This is a genomic window from Serratia grimesii (genome assembly GCF_900186025.1).
GTDB classification, from domain to species: Bacteria; Pseudomonadota; Gammaproteobacteria; order Enterobacterales; family Enterobacteriaceae; genus Serratia; species Serratia grimesii.
In genome coordinates this window covers 3,633,475-3,650,167 of sequence record NZ_LT883155.1, presented here as the reverse complement: position 1 = coordinate 3,650,167, position 16,693 = coordinate 3,633,475, and the positions used below count along the sequence as shown (strand labels likewise).

19 protein-coding genes and 1 tRNA gene are annotated in these 16,693 nt (G+C 50.7%); 12 read left to right on the top strand and 8 right to left on the bottom strand.

All coding sequences use genetic code 11. From position 1 onward, the window contains the following. Positions 1-50: 50 nt before the first annotated feature. The 3 genes from ypdK to SGBXF1_RS17180 all read right to left on the bottom strand — a co-directional run bounded on the left by ypdK (position 51) and on the right by SGBXF1_RS17180 (position 1,598). Positions 51-125: a membrane protein YpdK gene (ypdK, locus tag SGBXF1_RS17190; RefSeq protein WP_104410986.1), complete on the bottom strand. Its 75-nt coding sequence runs from the start codon at positions 123-125 to the stop codon at positions 51-53. Positions 126-684: 559 nt separating this feature from the next. Continuing rightward, entirely contained in the window at positions 685-1,125 is a 441-nt protein-coding gene (locus SGBXF1_RS17185; protein ID WP_130381572.1) for a type II toxin-antitoxin system HicB family antitoxin, read from the bottom strand. Between the two features lie 71 nt (positions 1,126-1,196). After that, complete coding sequence (locus tag SGBXF1_RS17180; RefSeq protein ID WP_420329891.1) at positions 1,197-1,598, bottom strand: hypothetical protein; 402 nt, start codon at positions 1,596-1,598, stop codon at positions 1,197-1,199. A gap of 338 nt (positions 1,599-1,936) precedes the next feature. Between SGBXF1_RS17180 and mltB the strand changes: the two genes are divergently transcribed. Next, the gene (mltB, locus tag SGBXF1_RS17175) at positions 1,937-3,022 is read left to right on the top strand and encodes a lytic murein transglycosylase B (protein ID WP_037423676.1); all 1,086 of its coding nucleotides are present in this window, start codon (positions 1,937-1,939) and stop codon (positions 3,020-3,022) included. A gap of 55 nt (positions 3,023-3,077) precedes the next feature. Here mltB and SGBXF1_RS17170 read toward each other — a convergent pair whose 3' ends face one another. Next, positions 3,078-4,229 carry a porin gene (locus SGBXF1_RS17170; protein ID WP_037423673.1) on the bottom strand — a complete coding sequence of 384 codons (1,152 nt, stop codon included), beginning with the start codon at positions 4,227-4,229 and terminating at the stop codon, positions 3,078-3,080. A gap of 424 nt (positions 4,230-4,653) precedes the next feature. On the opposite strand from SGBXF1_RS17170, the gene SGBXF1_RS17165 reads away from it, so the two are divergent. Next, positions 4,654-4,944, top strand: coding sequence for a hypothetical protein (locus SGBXF1_RS17165; protein ID WP_130381570.1), 291 nt, complete (start codon positions 4,654-4,656; stop codon positions 4,942-4,944). Positions 4,945-5,035: 91 nt separating this feature from the next. After that, complete coding sequence (locus SGBXF1_RS17160) at positions 5,036-5,959, top strand: DMT family transporter (RefSeq protein WP_061808063.1); 924 nt, start codon at positions 5,036-5,038, stop codon at positions 5,957-5,959. Positions 5,960-6,288: 329 nt separating this feature from the next. Here the strand turns inward: SGBXF1_RS17160 and dsdC are convergent, their stop codons facing one another. From dsdC to SGBXF1_RS17140, 4 genes are all read right to left on the bottom strand, one after another. Further along, positions 6,289-7,218 (bottom strand): DNA-binding transcriptional regulator DsdC, encoded by a 930-nt coding sequence (gene dsdC, locus SGBXF1_RS17155; protein ID WP_037423665.1) that lies wholly within the window; start codon positions 7,216-7,218, stop codon positions 6,289-6,291. Between the two features lie 253 nt (positions 7,219-7,471). Then, entirely contained in the window at positions 7,472-8,011 is a 540-nt protein-coding gene (locus SGBXF1_RS17150) for a DUF2058 domain-containing protein (protein WP_037423664.1), read from the bottom strand. 201 nt (positions 8,012-8,212) lie between these two features. Further along, a tRNA-Arg gene (locus tag SGBXF1_RS17145) sits at positions 8,213-8,287 on the bottom strand. Positions 8,288-8,416: 129 nt separating this feature from the next. After that, on the bottom strand, positions 8,417-9,346 hold the full coding sequence (locus tag SGBXF1_RS17140) for a formate/nitrite transporter family protein (RefSeq protein ID WP_186427246.1): 930 nt from the start codon (positions 9,344-9,346) through the stop codon (positions 8,417-8,419). 251 nt (positions 9,347-9,597) lie between these two features. Here SGBXF1_RS17140 and ccmA point away from each other — a divergent pair, with 251 nt between their 5' ends. The 9 genes from ccmA to ccmI all read left to right on the top strand — a co-directional run bounded on the left by ccmA (position 9,598) and on the right by ccmI (position 16,665). After that, positions 9,598-10,230, top strand: a complete 633-nt coding sequence (gene ccmA / locus SGBXF1_RS17135) for a cytochrome c biogenesis heme-transporting ATPase CcmA (protein ID WP_037423661.1) — start codon at positions 9,598-9,600, stop codon at positions 10,228-10,230. Continuing rightward, positions 10,230-10,889: a heme exporter protein CcmB gene (gene ccmB, locus SGBXF1_RS17130; protein ID WP_130381560.1), complete on the top strand. Its 660-nt coding sequence runs from the start codon at positions 10,230-10,232 to the stop codon at positions 10,887-10,889. The genes ccmA and ccmB overlap by 1 nt, the downstream gene beginning before the upstream one ends. 118 nt (positions 10,890-11,007) lie before the next feature. Then, positions 11,008-11,745 carry a heme ABC transporter permease gene (locus SGBXF1_RS17125; protein ID WP_037423656.1) on the top strand — a complete coding sequence of 246 codons (738 nt, stop codon included), beginning with the start codon at positions 11,008-11,010 and terminating at the stop codon, positions 11,743-11,745. After that, complete coding sequence (gene ccmD / locus SGBXF1_RS17120) at positions 11,742-11,978, top strand: heme exporter protein CcmD (protein ID WP_061808059.1); 237 nt, start codon at positions 11,742-11,744, stop codon at positions 11,976-11,978. Before SGBXF1_RS17125 ends, ccmD begins: the two co-directional genes overlap by 4 nt. Next, positions 11,975-12,469, top strand: coding sequence for a cytochrome c maturation protein CcmE (gene ccmE / locus SGBXF1_RS17115; RefSeq protein ID WP_037423650.1), 495 nt, complete (start codon positions 11,975-11,977; stop codon positions 12,467-12,469). The genes ccmD and ccmE overlap by 4 nt, the downstream gene beginning before the upstream one ends. After that, complete coding sequence (locus SGBXF1_RS17110; RefSeq protein WP_061808058.1) at positions 12,466-14,436, top strand: heme lyase CcmF/NrfE family subunit; 1,971 nt, start codon at positions 12,466-12,468, stop codon at positions 14,434-14,436. The genes ccmE and SGBXF1_RS17110 overlap by 4 nt, the downstream gene beginning before the upstream one ends. Beyond that, positions 14,433-14,984 carry a DsbE family thiol:disulfide interchange protein gene (locus SGBXF1_RS17105; RefSeq protein WP_037423648.1) on the top strand — a complete coding sequence of 184 codons (552 nt, stop codon included), beginning with the start codon at positions 14,433-14,435 and terminating at the stop codon, positions 14,982-14,984. Before SGBXF1_RS17110 ends, SGBXF1_RS17105 begins: the two co-directional genes overlap by 4 nt. After that, complete coding sequence (locus tag SGBXF1_RS17100; RefSeq protein WP_186427245.1) at positions 14,981-15,454, top strand: cytochrome c-type biogenesis protein; 474 nt, start codon at positions 14,981-14,983, stop codon at positions 15,452-15,454. The genes SGBXF1_RS17105 and SGBXF1_RS17100 overlap by 4 nt, the downstream gene beginning before the upstream one ends. After that, positions 15,454-16,665 carry a c-type cytochrome biogenesis protein CcmI gene (gene ccmI, locus SGBXF1_RS17095; protein WP_186427244.1) on the top strand — a complete coding sequence of 404 codons (1,212 nt, stop codon included), beginning with the start codon at positions 15,454-15,456 and terminating at the stop codon, positions 16,663-16,665. The genes SGBXF1_RS17100 and ccmI overlap by 1 nt, the downstream gene beginning before the upstream one ends. Positions 16,666-16,693: the final 28 nt, after the last annotated feature.

The following is a 16,693-nucleotide window of genomic DNA, read 5'->3' as shown; positions in this document are numbered from 1 at the left end:
AAAGGGGCGCTTATGCGCCCCTTTATCTATGTTCCTGGACATGCCTTGGTTTATGCAACCATCAGCATAAAGGTGCCAATCCATGTAACCAACATGAATGAAACGCCCATAACAAAATATTTCACTGAACAACTCCCTTTTGGAGTCCCTCGCAAGCCAATGATCCCGATTGTTGTGCTGAGTATTTTGTGGATAGTTTGTGGTGATTAGGCGGATCCTTCAACATGAAGAACAACGTCCTTAACCACAGATTATCCGGTTGTCGTGTTTCAAAGTCCGTGAGGTAAAACATGAACCACGACAGGATCGGGGCTAATGTACTCCCAATATGAGCCTGATTACAATACTGTGTTTTTGATCACATTTTTTGGCCGTTTATTAACCAGTGGTTACTGTTTTTAAACGATTTTTATTTACCATTTTTATCAGGTAAAAGAAGGGAATAGCCCGTTGATACGGGCTTTATATTTGTACTTGCTGTGATGTTATGAAAAGGGATCAGGCGACGGCGTTTGCGCCCGTCAACAAGATGACCCAGAAGACAAGGCACGACAGCAGAATAACGGTCCAAATATTACGGCGACTCCACTCCATTTTTAGCCTTCACTTTTGCTCTTGATGGTTCGGTAATGAACACATCGGCGAAAAATGAAGAATATTTAGCCCCTGAAAAAAATATTTATCTTATTGTTGGCGAATCTCTGCTACCGAGGTTTGTACTTCATAGCCTAACAGGTAAAGGGCTTGCTCCAGTGCTTCCACCTTTGAGGCGTAGGCGACGTCCAGCAGGCGATCCATTTGCCCAGCGTTAAACCCGAGTTTACGTGCCAGGGACGCTTTAGAGGTGCTGTTGGTCAACATGATGTTATGCAGCTCGAGTTTGAGTTTGACCAGCACGGGTACGTGGATAGCTAATTCTTCCGGTAAGGCGCGAGAAGGCGAAGGTACCGGTCGGCCTTCTTCCATTTCCAGCTTGATGGCAATCAACAGGCTTTCCTGGGCTTCAAGCTCTATATCTTCACGCTTATAGCAGGCGGCCTGTTGTTCAGGAAAATCACGAAAGTGGATCTGCCAGGCATCGCTATCGTTATCAAAGGTGTAATGGGCGGGGTAGTGGCAAGACATGGTATTTCCTGTTTGGCGCGGAGTGATGCGGCATTGTGACTGCTTGGCTTGCAGATAGCCAGTGGCGATGGTTAGACCCTCATTGGCTTACGCGTGCGTAATCCCGAGGGCAGTAATAGCGCACATAATATCCCAATCAGGCTAATAACGATTAGCCAGCGTGTCACCGGGCCGGGGTAATAATTATTCACGATGCTGAGCAGATACAGGACTAGCGCCAGAGGCCAGCCAGGTGTACCGATGTCATTAAGGCGAAATGCAGTGCGGGCTACCAGCCAAAAGGTTAAACCGATCCAGCACAGTGACCACAGCATAATGCACAGCAGGTAGACAAATACCGCAAAAAACTCGCCGATATCACCGTTTGCATAGGTGCGAAACAGGTTTTGATCGAGATAAGGTGACAGGTATGACAACAGTGCCAGACCCGCGGCGAACACAATGACGGAGAAAACATACTCCTTACGTGTCATGCGGCGCTTAAAGACATTTTTAGCGATCTGTCCGAGAGAGTCCAAAATAACATTCCGTTGTTTCCGTCATCGCTGACAGGGTTGTAACCAAAAGGAGGGGCAGTGTAGTGGTGTTCAGCGGTGTGTCAATATGATAACTGTTCTCATTGAATCAGGGTTTAGGTTTTTACGGGATAGTTGCTTACCCTAACTAATTCTTTGTTTCTGTGCTTATCGTCACGTTTTTGGCTATTTTGGCGCGCTGCCTTGTGATGAGTGACATAATCCAGTTTGTTCGCATCAGACAATGGATTAACATAATCACCACTTATCACTGGCCTGGCTTATATGGATATCCGATGCGTCATTTAGTTGTTCTTCTCCCTCTGCTTACCTTACTCACTGCCTGTAGCAGCGGGCCGAAGCCGACCTCAGCCACGCCGCAGGACAACACCGTGAAAGGCGGTTTTCTGCTGACACCAGCACATTCAGGTCAGCCGTTGGGGGGCGATTTTGCCAACAACCCGAACACCGCCCGTTTTATCGATAAAATGGTGCAGGAACACGGTTTCGATCGTCAGCAGTTGCATGACGTGCTGGCCCAGGCCAGGCGGTTAGACTCTGTACTGCGCTTGATGGATCGCCAGGCGCCAACGCCATCCACACAAGCACCTTCAGGACCGAACGGTTCCTGGTTGCGCTATCGCAATAAATTTATTACGCCGGATAACGTGCAAAATGGCGTGCAGTTCTGGAATCAGTATCAGGATGCGCTACAGCGTGCTTACCAGGTCTACGGCGTGCCGCCGGAAATCATTGTCGGCATTATCGGCGTTGAAACCCGTTGGGGCCGCGTAATGGGTAAAACCCGCATTATCGATGCATTGTCTACCCTCGCGTTCGACTATCCGCGCCGCGCCGACTATTTTGCTGGCGAGCTGGAAACTTTCCTGCTGATGTCACGTACTGAAGGGGATGACCCGCTGGAACTGCGCGGTTCATTTGCTGGCGCTATGGGTTACGGTCAGTTTATGCCGTCCTCATTTAAAAGTTACGCTGTAGATTTCAACGGTGACGGTCACATTAACTTGTGGGATCCGGTGGATGCTATCGGCAGTGTTGCTAACTACTTTAAAGCACACGGCTGGACTAAGGGTGAACCTGTTGCGGTACAGGCTAACGGTCAGGCTCCAGGGTTGGAAAATGGGTTTAAAACGCGTTATTCCGTTGCTAGCCTGGCTGCGGCAGGCCTGAGTCCACAGGGCTCACTGGGTGATAACCAAGAGGCCAGCCTGCTGCGTCTGGATATTGGTACCGGCTATCAATATTGGTACGGTTTACCTAACTTCTACACGATCACCCGCTATAACCACAGCACGCACTATGCGATGGCAGTGTGGCAGTTGGGAGAGGCCGTGGGCCGTTCGGCGCGCGGCGGATTTTAATATTATGCATCGATAAAAAAGGCCGCTGAAGCGGCCTTTTTTACGTCGGTAGTGATTAGAAATCGTAACGCAGACGTACCAGGGTCATATCACCGAGATTATCGGTGCTTGACGTCAGCACGTGTTCCACATCGACGCGGAAACCATAATCAAACTGCACGGTAACGCCCAAGCCGTTATCAATACGCTGATAATCACGGCCGCTCACGTACTGTAGGCGGTCACCCATAAAGTATGGCATCACGGATTTCACCGCATATTGTCCTACAGGTACGGTGTAACCGGCCAGATACTCAATACCCCAGGCGTCACCGGCGAAGTAGTCGTTAACATTGGCTTTTTTATTGGTCAGGAAGTTGTTGTACCAACCGCCACCGAAGGTCAGTGTCCAGTTATCTGGTTTCCAGCTCAGCGCCGTACCCAGGATGTTCTGATCGTAATCTTTTGTGGTGTTGGTGGATGGGTCACGCATCTCCGCGCGGGTATAGTTCCACGCGGTGCCCCAGGTCAGATCCGGCGTCAGGTGGTAATCCACACCCAGTGAACCGCCACCCTCGCGCTTGTAGCGCAGACCGTTGCCCGGCAGATATTCGTTGTCGCTGAATAGATAGGAAGCGTAAACGTCTGCGTCACCGAAGGTGTTTTTGTATTTCAGCATCTTACGTGAACGATAAGAGCCGTCGTAATCGCCGTTGATGCCGTTCCCCGGTGCTTGGGCCAACATGTCGTAATCCCAAATATCGGTTTTGGCGCCGACCACGTCATAGTACACACTGTTTTGCTGACCAAAGGTCAATTGCCCCCAGGTTTTACTTTTCAGACCGGTGTACAACATGCGGCGACTGGTGTTGTTAGCACCATCGGCATAGTGATTATCCCAGTTGAAGAGCGCAGGAATGTTCACACCCAGTTCGTAGTAGCTGATCCAGCTAATATCGTCGAACAGGTAATAATCAGCGGCAAAGCGGAAACGGGTGCCTCCGTCGAAACCGTTACGCTTGTAAGAGCCTTTATCGCTGTCGCCAGTCATATTGTTGAACTGCGGACGGATACTGCCGCCGACCGTAAAGTTAAGACGGCTCAGCGGATCGCCAGCCTGAGGATCCTGCTTCAGCAGAGTAATTTCAGCCTGGGCAGCAAAAGAAGCACTGCCAACGACCAGCCCCAGAGCAACTGCCTGAGTTAATGCGCGCAATTTGTATGTCATTTTATATCCCTGTGTATGCTTGCCACTCTCACTGAACCTTCGTGCATCAGTGATTTGCTCAGGAAATTTCCTGAGCGTTTTCATCGCTTTTCTTGGTTTTGTAAAAGCGGGCGCATATTTAACACGATCTTGATCACAAAAAGTTACTTTTCTTGCTAATTATTTGATTTGTTTTTAACCACTCGCAGGAGGGGAGCACGAGAAACTGACGTTAGGGGGGCATCAACGCATTGACTGACAGGTGGTGACAGCACTCGGATGAATTCAGCTAACACAAAGCATTATATTTTTCACTTGTCAGTGAATGCCATATGCCGTGTAATTTAATTGTGGCCAGAGATATTTTAATGCGTATATTTTTCGTTTTTATTTTTCGGAAAGTTTTACAAGGTTTACTGAGTTAATAAGGGATTTTGAGGTCGCTATGAAATTTTATCTCACATTGTTTTTAGGTTTTTTTTCATTACCACTGATGGCGGCAGAGTCACATGTTTGTCATTCGCAAGCATATGATTATGCAAGCATTGGTGAGTTGAGATTGAGTGATGATACGATTTTTACTTGCCGTGAAATCGGTCAAGTGACTATTCCTGGTTTGGCGAAACGTGGCTGGAAGGTTATTCATGTGGCACAGCAGACTGAATACACCGGTGACGTAGATAGTGACAGTGAGGTGATTAAAATGTACCAAGAAATAGTGGTCTATAAAGAATAAATCTTAGGTTTTTATCAGGCATATATATCGCCATTTTTATTCGTGGTGAGGGCAGGTTGTATTCTGAGATACGTGGTTAGCAGGGGGGATGATGAGTTCCAGAAACAACATAGACGGCAGAGCTGCCGCCGCCATGATGATGATATGCGCTGTATGGGGTTTGCAGCAGGTGGCGATCAAAGCGGCAGAGCCCGACATATCTTCCGTGTTGCAAATCGCTATCAGGTCAGGCATCGCCGCTTTAGCGGTCTATCTCTTGACGCGTTACAGAGGTGAAAAATTTGTCCGTGACCGTTCCACGTTGTTAGCTGGTCTGTGCATTGGGTTGCTGTTTGCGTTGGAGTTCTTTTTTGTCTCTGAAGGCTTACGTTATACCAGCGCGTCACACATGGCGGTCTTTTTGTACACCGCACCTTTATTCTCCGCTATGGGCCTGCATTTTTTTATCAGGCATGAACGTTTATCGATCATACAGTGGGCAGGTATCGCCATCGCCTTTGGCGGTGTCGTACTTGCTATCACAGGTATCGACGGGAGTACCGGCGCAGAAAGTCAGCTGCGTGGGGATATATATGGTTTGTTGGCCGGGCTGGCTTGGGGGGGATCGACAATAGTCATCCGGACCACGAGTCTGGCAAATTGCTCGTCAAAACAAACGCTGCTGTTCCAACTCACAGGGGCCTGCATTCTATTATCTCTGTTGGCGATGACGGCGGAGAGCGTGCATTTTAATCTGAGCCATGTGGCCTGGATCAGCCTGTTATTCCAAACGATTGTTGTCTCTTTTATCAGCTATTTGATCTGGTTTTCTTTACTGCGCGTTTATCAGGCATCCTCGCTGGGGATTCTGACCTTTATGACACCCATTTTTGGCATTTTAGCCGGGGTGGTGATCTTAGGGGAACCGTTACAGATTGAATTTGTGCTGGGCTCTGTACTGATCGTTTTAGGTCTTATTGTCGTAAGTTGCTCTTACTTGTTTTATCTTGACAGAAGGATTGCACCAAAAATATAAATTATGGATGTTGATATACACAGCTACCAAATAATCTGCGAAAGCCAATTCACTATCACGGTGCAAATATCCAAGTACGCCTGGGGTTATCCTTTAATAACATTAAGTGATAACGGCGATTTTTTTGTGATGGAAAACATTCGGCGAAGACGTTTATCTAATCAGAAGCCGGTGGAAATAATGAAGTTTACTAATAATGACTCTGTGGCATGGGATAACAACCGCAAGCATATTTATTATTCTAAGGCCGGACGTTTGTACAGCTGTGCACTGGATTTTTCTTATATTCCAAAAAAATGGTAATAGAAACCTGCTAATGCCTCTGGCCATTAGGCCAGAGGTGCTATCTTCATCATCCACTGTTTGAAAGCAATGATCTTCGGCCACTGGCGTTCGGTTGTGGTTGAAATAAAATAACAGTGTTCGCAAGGTAGAGTCATATTGGTAAACGGAATAATCAGCTCACCGCTTTTAATCCAGTCTTGTACCAAATTAAGTCGGCCCATCGCAACGCCAAGATGCTGTGTTGCCGCCAGCACAGCCAGATCTGAGCGATCGAACTCCATGCTTTTGCTGTCGGTATCCAACCCTAAATTAAAATGTTCTGACCAGGTTAGCCATTCGTCTTCACCTGAGTTGTAGCGATCGTGCAGTAGAGTGCAATGTGCCAGGTTTTCAGGAGCGTTGTAGAGATTATGCTTTTGGGCGTATTGCGCAGTGCAGATTGGGACCATGCTCTCTTGCATAAAGGCTTCGTCCAGTTGCTTGCCCGACGGCAGACGACCGAAATACAGTGCTAAATCGACGCCCCGATTGGCCAGGTTGATATTTTCCTGGCCCGTGAGAATGTTTAAATGAATGGTGGGATACTGAGCAGTAAAATCGCTGATTCTGGGTATCAGCAAGCATTGTACAATCGAGGGGTGTGAATAAATGGTCAAGGTGCCCGTCAATTCACGGTTTTTAATATCAAGAATTTCTTGGGTCAGGGCATCAAAGGAGTGACTTAACGACCATTGCATACGTTCGCCATCAGGCGTCAGTGTAATTCTGCGATGGAAACGTTGAAATAAAAGAAACCCCAATTCTTTTTCTAACAAGTTAATTCTATGGCTTACCGCGCTGGGAGTAATTGACAGTTCTTCTGCCGCCAATGAAAAGGATAAATGACGGGCGACACATTCAAAAGTATGCAAGCGAGAAAATTGATAGCTAGTTAGCGGGCTTGCTCTTTGTGAATACTTTTTGTTGGGGAACATGCTATTACTCCATTCGCGTGATTTAACAATGGTAGCATTTTAATGAATGGAACTAAAATATGATTTAACATGTTTTTGGAAGTTGCTGAAGTGTGGGGGAGTAAGCTGTTTGTTGATAATGGGTTTAATCACGCGGTAAATTACAACGAGGCATTAATACTGTTATAACGTGTTCTTCTGTATTCGTTTTTGACTGTGCGGAAAGAATTGAGATAAGGGCAAGGGTTACAGTCCGTTGCCCGTAGGATCCGGTTTACCACATCAAATCATCAGGGACAACAAAGTCGGCATAAGGATCTTCTTCGTCTTTAGCTTCCTGACTGAGTTCAGCACTTAATACTATGTAACTCGCATCCCGTTGTGCAATTTTATTGGCCACGATCGCAGGTATAATCGCATATTCACCCTCACTGTTATTATCAGTAATCAGGCGAGCAATAGCGAGGCGACCACTTATTAACTGAGTCTGAGTAGCTTTATCCACAGAGATATTTTTAATTAAATTATTATCTGTGAAATTATAGCTAATGTCACCCTTTGAGATGACGATCCTGTTCATTTCAATGAGTTGTTTTATCTGCGCTTTATATTCTTTAGATAAGGCTGCTTGCTTTTGTTGGTCACTCAGCTGCTTATCACGCTCGATTTGCGTCTTTTTGTTTAATTCTACGGCTTCTCTCGCCTCACGAGCCTGGACGCGTGATTTCTTAGCCGTTCTTTGCACTTTCTCTAGTTTCTTACTGCTGACTAATCCAGCTTTAAGCATCTGCTCTTGTAATGTTAGTTTTGTCATTTTCGTTTCTAAAATCGATTAAATCGTGTGTGGGATTATACCTTTAATATTCAGAGATGTGCCAGACTATGGGATCTTGACTCACATCCTACTGATAATATTAGATATCCCGTGAGGGAATATTTGGGCGATGAAAGTGGTTTAACGTCTTGTGGGGTACTGAGTTTATCGGGTTTTGATAGCGGTGAGTATATTGGCTTATGGTGTCCCCGACTGGAATCGAACCAGTAACTAGCCCTTAGGAGGGGCTTGTTATATCCGTTTAACTACGGGGACGCTGCGGACCGGCAACCAAAGCTGCCGGGGCAGTATACCTTTTTTTACCCGCAGAATAAGCGCTTAGCGGTGCGTTTGCTCATTCCATCGCCAATATGCGCTGAATTTTGCCTGTCGCGCTGATCGCGATCACGGTTTTCTTGCCTTGGCCGTTTGTTTTTCTGCCTTTAGACGCTCCGCCTTGTTTTTGTCACTCATATCGTTGCGGATCTGCGCATGGCTGATTAACGCAAAGATAAAGGTGCCGCCGATAATGTTGCCGGCCAGCGTCGGAATGGCAAATGGGTAGATAAAATCTTGCCAAGGGATCATGCCGGTAAACACCAGATAAAGGATCTCTACCGATCCGACCACGATATGGGTGAGATCGCAAATCGCCACCAGATAGGTCATTAGTACGATCACCCAAATCTTGGCTGCGCCAGCAGAAGGAAACATCCACACCATGGTAGCGATGATCCAGCCAGCCAAAATACCGTTGGCAAACATTTCTGACGGTGAATTTTGCATCACCTCTTTCGAAAGGCTAACGAAGGCGTTGCGGGTGTTTTCATCAAAAATCGGCATATGGATAAATGCCAGCGACGCCAGCCCGGTGCCAATCAGGTTACCAAGCAGCACTACACCCCACAGGCGAAACAGGATGACGAAATTTCTCGGTGTAGGCTTATGCATGATCGGCAGCACGGCGGTGACGGTATTTTCGGTAAACAGCTGCTGGCGTGCCATAATCACGATGATAAAGCCAAAGGTGTAACCAATATTCTCAATAAAGAAGCGGCTAGGGTCGTCCGGCAAGCGGGCGTGAAAAATGCCTTTCGCCATCAGCGAGGCTCCCATCGACAGCCCGGCTGCTACTGCTGACCACAGCAGCGCCAACCAGTCGCGTTCCAGCTCTTTCTCACCTTCCATACGGATCTGCTCATGCACTGCTGCTGCGCGTGAGGGTAAATTTTCTTCCTTTATCTCGATTTCACTCTTGCCCTGTTCATGCTCCTTGCTTTCGACTTGCACGTCATTATCCGTATCTACCTGTGGGTGAGGGTGTTGATCGTTCATTATTTGCTCTCTCCATTGATGCTGCCAAGGCCACGGATTAAGCGTAGTTGGCCCAGCGCTGCTGGGAAAGCCATGCTGCAAATTGCAGAAAAAAGTAACAAGAGTTTAACGCCGTCGGTTTTTTCTACGCATTCTTGATCTGGTACGCAATATTACCCCTATTGGAGTAGCTGAGCGGCCTGTGGCGGGGTACGTGCCGCAGATGGCTTATGCTATGATCGCTATCCCAAAGAAAAATATGAGTTCTCCCGATGCTGGAAGCTAAAAATCTGAGTTGCGTCCGTGATGAACGCACCCTGTTTAGCGCGTTAAGCTTTACGGTAAAGCCGGGCGAGATTATTCAGGTTGAAGGGCCTAACGGTGCGGGCAAGACTAGCCTGTTACGCATTTTGGCTGGTTTGGCACGGCCAGATAGCGGGGACGTTTGCTGGCACGGACAAAATACGTTACGCCATCGCGACCGCTACCATCAGGATTTACTGTTTCTCGGCCATCAGCCGGGAATTAAAACCATGTTGACCCCTTTTGAGAACCTGCAGTTTTATCAGGCAGTGCGCATGGCTCCTGATCGTCAGGCGATTTGGCAGGCGTTGGAGCAGGTGGGGTTGGTGGGTTATGAAGATTTACCGGTGGCGCAGCTTTCCGCTGGGCAGCAGCGCCGGGTTGCATTGGCACGTCTGTGGCTCAGCGACAGCCCACTTTGGATCCTGGATGAACCGCTAACGGCAATCGATAAGCAAGGCGTGGCTGAATTGATTAGCCTTTTTGAGCAACATACACGGCAGGGCGGCATGGTATTGTTGACCACGCATCAGGATTTGGCTGGCGCGACACAGGCTGTAGGGAAAATCAGCCTGACGGAAAACCGCGTGGAGAATTTTTGATGTTTTTGACTATATTGCGCCGTGAGCTGAAGATTGCCTTTCGCAAAGGGTCGGAAATCGTAAATCCTCTGTGGTTTTTCCTGATTGTTATCACGCTGTTTCCGCTAGGAATTGGACCGGAACCACAGTTGCTGGCGCGTATTTCGCCGGGGATAATTTGGGTCGCTGCACTGCTGGCGGCGTTGTTGTCGCTGGAGCGTTTGTTCCGCGATGACTTTCTTGATGGCTCGTTAGAGCAACTACTGCTGTTGCCGACACCACTCCCAATGACGGTGCTAGGCAAAGTGTGTGCTCACTGGGTAGTAACAGGCTTACCCTTATTAATCCTGTCGCCGTTGGTGGCATTGTTGCTGTCGTTGGATATGAATACCTGGCAGGCCGTCGCGTTGACGCTGTTGCTGGGGACGCCGACGCTAAGCTTGATTGGTTCTATCGGTGTGGCGTTGACCGTCGGGTTACGCAAAGGCGGCGTGCTGCTGAGTCTGCTGGTATTGCCACTGTATATACCGGTACTGATATTTTCCACTGCTGCCATCGACGCCGCCTCTATGGGCATGCCGATAGACGGTTACCTGGCGATTCTGGGTGCGATGTTGGCGGGGAGTATCACGCTGGCACCCTTTGCTACCGCAGCAGCGCTGCGAGTGAGCGTGCACTAGGTAACGTATTGAATTGCGGGTTAACGCCACAAAGAGCGTGTTCCACCGCACAAGTAATTTTCGTCGCCTCGGTAAACGGGGCGGCCACCGTATAAATTTACCGTGAGCAATGACGACAATGTGGAAATGGTTACATCAATTCGCCCAGCCTGAACGGCTGTATCATGTCTGTGGACGTTTTATCCCCTGGCTGGGGCTGGCCGGTGCAGCCTGTTTGCTGCTGGGTTGGGTATGGGGATTTGGTTTCGCCCCCAAAGACTATCAGCAGGGTGATAGCTTCCGCATCATGTATATCCATGTGCCGGCCGCCATGTGGTCGATGGGGATCTACGGTTCGATGGCGGTTGCCGCCTTTATCGGCCTGGTGTGGCAGATGAAAATGTCTGATACCGTTGTCGCTGCGATGGCACCCGTCGGCGCGGTATTTACCTTTATTGCCCTGGTCACCGGCTCCGCTTGGGGTAAGCCGATGTGGGGCACCTGGTGGGTATGGGACGCGCGACTGACGTCTGAATTGGTACTGCTGTTCCTTTATATCGGCATTATTGCGCTGTACAACGCCTTCGAAGACCGGCGTCTGGCGGGCCGCGCCGCGGGTATTTTGGTGCTGGTGGGGGTGGTGAACATCCCAATTATTCATTTCTCAGTCGAATGGTGGAATACGCTGCACCAAGGTTCCACCAATATGCAACAGAGCATAGCGCCAAGTATGCGTACCCCGCTGCGTTGGGCAATCCTCGGTTATCTGCTTTTCTTTATCACCCTCACGTTGATGCGTTTGCGTAATCTGATCCTGTCTCAGGAACGTCAGCGTCCGTGGGTTGCCGGGCTGGTCAATAAGGAGCGCCAATCATGAATGCCGCATTTACTAGCTGGCAGGCGTTTTTCGCTATGGGTGGGTATGCTTTCTACGTCTGGCTGGCGGTGTCTATCACGCTGCTCTCGTTGTTGGGCTTGGTCGTCCATACTTTCTGGCAGCGCCGGCAATTACTGAGTGAGATCGGCCGTCGTCAGGCGCGCGAACGACGGATTCGTCAGTCGCAGCAGTCGAAACAAAAATCCGCTAACTCGCGGGAGAAATCATTGTGAATCCACGTCGTAAAAGTCGCCTGTATCTGGCGATTGTAGTGCTTATCGGCGTCGCGCTTACTGCAACCCTGATGCTGTATGCGCTGCGTTCCAACATCGATCTGTTTTATACCCCGAGTGAAATTCTGCTGGGCAAGGGCGAAAACCATGAAAAACCGGAAGTGGGGCAACGCCTGCGTATCGGTGGCATGGTGATGCCAGGGTCGGTGAAACGCGATCAGAAAACGTTGCAGGTCAGCTTCAAAGTCTATGATGCACGTGGCGCGATCGATGTTACCTACACCGGCATTCTGCCGGATCTGTTCCGTGAAGGGCAGGGTGTGGTAGCACAAGGCGTGCTGGGTGAGGGCAACGTGGTCAATGCGCGTGAAGTGCTGGCGAAACACGATGAAAAATACACACCGCCGGAAGTGGCTGACGCAATGAAAGAAAACCATAAGGGACCGGCGTCGACCTATGCGGCTCCGCAGAATGAGGGCGCTAAATCATGATGCCAGAAGCGGGAAGTTTTCTGCTGTGCTTAGCGTTGGCGATCTCACTGCTGCTGAGTATTTACCCACAGTGGGGCGCTGCGCGTCAGGATCGTCGCATGATGGCGGTCGCACGTCCGTTGACCTACGGCATGTTTGCCGCCATTGCACTGGCCTTTATCTGTCTGGTGCATGCTTTTGTCGTCAATGATTTTACCGTGGCCTATGTGGCCGCCAACTCCAACACGCAACTGCCAGTGTATTACCGCATCGCCGCTACCTGGGGTGCCCATGAAGGGTCACTGCTGCTGTGGGTGTTGCTGCTCAGCTGTTGGTCACTGGCGGTGGCGTTGTGCAGCCGTGCGATGCCGCAAGATGCCGTGGCGCGTGTGCTGTCGGTAATGGGCATGATTACCGCAGGTTTCCTGCTGTTCATTATCATGACTTCTAACCCGTTCACCCGCACATTACCTAACTTCCCGATCGACGGCAGTGACCTCAACCCTCTGCTGCAGGATATCGGCCTGATTTTCCATCCGCCGTTGTTGTACATGGGGTATGTCGGTTTCTCGGTGGCTTTCGCGTTTGCCATCGCCTCACTGATGGCCGGTCGGCTCGATACCGCGTGGGCACGCTGGTCACGTCCCTGGACCACTGCGGCGTGGGTGTTCCTTACTATGGGCATCGTGCTGGGTTCTGCCTGGGCTTATTACGAACTGGGTTGGGGCGGTTGGTGGTTCTGGGATCCGGTCGAGAACGCTTCATTTATGCCGTGGCTGGCCGGTACGGCGTTAATGCACTCACTTGCGGTGACTGAAAAACGCGGCACCTTCAAGGCCTGGACAGTATTACTGGCTATTACCGCTTTCTCTTTGTGCTTGTTAGGCACCTTCCTGGTGCGCTCCGGTGTGTTGGTATCTGTGCATTCCTTTGCGTCCGATCCGGCGCGCGGCATGTTTATCCTCGCCTATCTGGTGATCGTGATCGGTGGCTCTTTGCTGCTCTACGCGGTCAAGGGCGGCCAGGTGCGCAGCAGGGTGCAGCATGAAACCTTCTCGCGTGAAACTTTCCTGTTGGGCAACAATGTGTTGTTGATCGCCGCCATGCTGGTGGTGCTGCTGGGTACGCTGTTGCCGCTAGTGCATAAACAGCTTGGCCTGGGCAGTATTTCTATTGGCGAACCGTTCTTTAATACCATGTTCACCTGGCTGATGGCGCCGATGGCGCTGTTGATGGGTATTGGCCCTCTGGTGCGCTGGCGCCGTGATGAGCCGACCAAGCTGTGGCGCCGCCTGAGCGTGGCGCTGGTGATTACGCTGGTGCTGTCGATACTGTTGCCGTGGCTGCTGCAAGACAGCGTCGCCGGGATGACGGTAGTAGGGCTGATCATGGCTGTGTGGGTGATTATCCTGACGCTGATGGAGTTGCACGAACGTGCGACGCATCGTCACGGTTTCTGGCGCGGCCTGAGCCATCTTTCCCGCAGTCACTGGGGCATGGTGCTAGGCCATCTGGGTGTCGCGGTGACGGTGATCGGCATTGCCTTTAGCCAGAACTACAGTGTGGAACGCGACGTCCGCATGAAGGCCGGTGACAGCGTGGATATCCATAACTATCACTTTGTGTTCCGAGATGTACACGATATCCGTGGGCCAAACTACACTGGCGGTGTCGGCATCATTGATGTCACGCGCAACGGCAAGCCCGAAGCGACGTTGCACGCGGAAAAACGCTTCTACAGCGTGGCGCGCAGCATGATGACCGAAGCGGCTATCGACGGCGGCTTCAGCCGTGACCTGTATGCGGCTCTGGGCGAAGAGCTGGACGACGGTTCTTGGGCCGTGCGGTTGTATTATAAACCCTTCGTACGCTGGATCTGGTTCGGCGGGGTATTTATGGCGATTGGCGGCATCCTGTGTATTCTCGACCCGCGCTATCGGATGAGCAAAAAACTCAAGCGTGAAGGCAAACTGGAGGAGCAGGCATGAACCGTAAACTGCTGTTTATCCCGTTAATCCTGTTTCTGTTGCTGGTGGCGGCATTTATGGTGCAATTGACGCGTAACGCCGGTGGTGAAGACCCGACGATGCTGGAATCGGCGTTGATTGGCAAACCGGTGCCGGCCTTCAAACTGGAGTCCCTCGATCAGCCCGGCAAGACTTACGATCAGGCGGTGCTGCGCAATGGCAAACCTATGCTGTTGAACGTCTGGGCCACCTGGTGCCCAACCTGCCGCGCAGAGCATCAATACCTCAATACGTTGGCCGCGCGCGGTATCCGCGTAGTAGGGTTGAACTATAAAGACGATCGCAGCAAAGCGGTGACCTGGCTGAACTCGCTGGGCAATCCTTATGCACTTAGCCTGTATGACGGCGATGGCATGCTGGGGCTGGATTTGGGCGTGTATGGCGCACCGGAAACCTTCCTGATCGACGGACAAGGCATTATTCGCTATCGCCACGCTGGGGATATGAACGAACGCGTGTGGCAGCAGGAAGTGTTACCACTGTACAAAAAGTACGGAGGTGAAGCATGAAGCTGATTGTCTTGATATTTGCCGCATTGCTGAGTTGGAGCGCAGCAGCAGCTATCGATACCTACCAGTTCAAATCGGTGGAACAGGAACAGCAATACCGTGAACTGACCGAGCAGCTGCGCTGCCCGAAATGCCAGAACAACAGCATTGCTGATTCTAACGCCATCATCGCGGCGGACATGCGTACCAAAGTGTACGAATTGATGATGCAGGGTCAGAGCAAGCAGCAGATCATCGATTACATGGTCGCGCGCTATGGTAATTTTGTTACCTATGAGCCCCCTGTGACCCCGGCAACGTTGATCTTGTGGGTTGGTCCGTTGCTGTTTGTGCTGATCGGCGGAGCGGTAGTGATACTGCGCACTCGCCATCGCCGTGCCAGCACCACTAATGCGAACGATGAATTCTCCGAGCAGGAGCAACAGCGTCTGGCGGCGCTGCTGAAAGAGACTGACAGGAAGAAACCCTAATGGCTTTTTGGCTGATTATTATTGTGTTGCTGGTGGGCGCTGCGGCGTTGCTGGTGGTGCCGGCGATGCGCCACAGCGGCAAAAGCACGGCCGCGAGTCGGGATGCGTTGAATAAGGCGTTTTACCAGGATCGCCTGCACGAGCTTGAACAGGACGAAGAGCAGGGCGTGGTTGCTGAGCGTCCGGAGTTGGTGAAGGAACTGCAGCAAAACCTGTTGAATGACATCCCTGGTCAGCAAGAAGCGCAGGCCAAGCCGATCAACAGATGGGCTTTGGTGCCTGGCGTTGCACTGTTGATCGTAGTCACCCTGGGTTTTTATCTGAAAACCGGTGGGTTGGCTCAGGTGCTTGATTGGCAGCAGGTGGAAGCCCAAATGCCGGAACTGCGCGCGCGCGTTGCCAATGAACGTGCCCAACCGCTGAGCATGGAAGAGATAGCCCGTCTTGGTTTGGGGTTACGTACTGCGCTGCAGCAGGACGATCGCAATATCAATGACTGGATGATGTTGGGGCGTGTCGGCATGGCGCTGAATAATGCGACCACAGCCACTCAAGCATTTGCGCATGCCTATCAACTGGATCCGAATAGTCTGGAAGTGCGCCTGGGTTACGCAGAAGTCTTGACGCGATCCAATGATCCGGAGGATAACAAGCAGGCCACACAGATGCTGCGCAAAATGATCGCCGAAGATCATACCAATCTGCGGGTGCTGAGTCTGTTGGCGTTTAATTCATTTGAACAGGGTGATTTCAAGCAGGCGATCGGCGCCTGGCAGGTGATGTTGAAACTGCTGCCAGCTAACGATCAACGCGCCGAGGTGATAAAGCGCAGCATTGAACAAGCAAAAACCCAGGCGGGCGGAGAAACTGTTAAACTTGCTGTTAACGTGACGTTATCGCCTCAGGCGACTAACGCTTTGCCGCAGCAAGGTACACTGGTAATCTCGGTGACCGATGGTACCAATCCGGTGCCGGTTGCAGTAAAACAACTGCCTTTAAGCCGTTTCCCACTGTCGTTTTCGTTGGATGACAGTAACGCCATGATGCCTGAACGGCTGCTTTCGGCCCAGCATCAGGTCAAGGTGCGGGTACGAATTTCTCAGGATGGTCTGGCCACGCCGCAGGCGGGTGACTGGTTCGGTGAAAGCGCGCTGCAGAATTTCAGCGGTAAAGAGCAGATTGACGTTCAGATAAACAAACAGGTCCCCTGAATAAAAAGACCGAACGTGTTTTCATGGA

Excerpts from the sequence above, each read along its gene's own strand:
- ccmA (WP_037423661.1), top strand. The coding sequence starts at position 9,598 with ATGCTGGAAGCTAAAAATCTGAGTTGCGTCCGTGATGAACGCACCCTG.
- ccmD (WP_061808059.1), top strand. The coding sequence starts at position 11,742 with ATGAATGCCGCATTTACTAGCTGGCAGGCGTTTTTCGCTATGGGTGGG.
- SGBXF1_RS17100 (WP_186427245.1), top strand. The coding sequence starts at position 14,981 with ATGAAGCTGATTGTCTTGATATTTGCCGCATTGCTGAGTTGGAGCGCA.
- mltB (WP_037423676.1), top strand. The coding sequence starts at position 1,937 with ATGCGTCATTTAGTTGTTCTTCTCCCTCTGCTTACCTTACTCACTGCC.
- dsdC (WP_037423665.1), bottom strand. The coding sequence starts at position 7,218 with ATGTTCCCCAACAAAAAGTATTCACAAAGAGCAAGCCCGCTAACTAGC.
- SGBXF1_RS17170 (WP_037423673.1), bottom strand. The coding sequence starts at position 4,229 with ATGACATACAAATTGCGCGCATTAACTCAGGCAGTTGCTCTGGGGCTG.
- SGBXF1_RS17150 (WP_037423664.1), bottom strand. The coding sequence starts at position 8,011 with ATGACAAAACTAACATTACAAGAGCAGATGCTTAAAGCTGGATTAGTC.
- SGBXF1_RS17160 (WP_061808063.1), top strand. The coding sequence starts at position 5,036 with ATGAGTTCCAGAAACAACATAGACGGCAGAGCTGCCGCCGCCATGATG.
- SGBXF1_RS17185 (WP_130381572.1), bottom strand. The coding sequence starts at position 1,125 with ATGTCTTGCCACTACCCCGCCCATTACACCTTTGATAACGATAGCGAT.
- SGBXF1_RS17140 (WP_186427246.1), bottom strand. The coding sequence starts at position 9,346 with ATGAACGATCAACACCCTCACCCACAGGTAGATACGGATAATGACGTG.
- SGBXF1_RS17165 (WP_130381570.1), top strand. The coding sequence starts at position 4,654 with ATGAAATTTTATCTCACATTGTTTTTAGGTTTTTTTTCATTACCACTG.
- ccmI (WP_186427244.1), top strand. The coding sequence starts at position 15,454 with ATGGCTTTTTGGCTGATTATTATTGTGTTGCTGGTGGGCGCTGCGGCG.
- SGBXF1_RS17110 (WP_061808058.1), top strand. The coding sequence starts at position 12,466 with ATGATGCCAGAAGCGGGAAGTTTTCTGCTGTGCTTAGCGTTGGCGATC.
- SGBXF1_RS17105 (WP_037423648.1), top strand. The coding sequence starts at position 14,433 with ATGAACCGTAAACTGCTGTTTATCCCGTTAATCCTGTTTCTGTTGCTG.
- SGBXF1_RS17125 (WP_037423656.1), top strand. The coding sequence starts at position 11,008 with ATGTGGAAATGGTTACATCAATTCGCCCAGCCTGAACGGCTGTATCAT.
- ccmB (WP_130381560.1), top strand. The coding sequence starts at position 10,230 with ATGTTTTTGACTATATTGCGCCGTGAGCTGAAGATTGCCTTTCGCAAA.
- SGBXF1_RS17180 (WP_420329891.1), bottom strand. The coding sequence starts at position 1,598 with ATGACACGTAAGGAGTATGTTTTCTCCGTCATTGTGTTCGCCGCGGGT.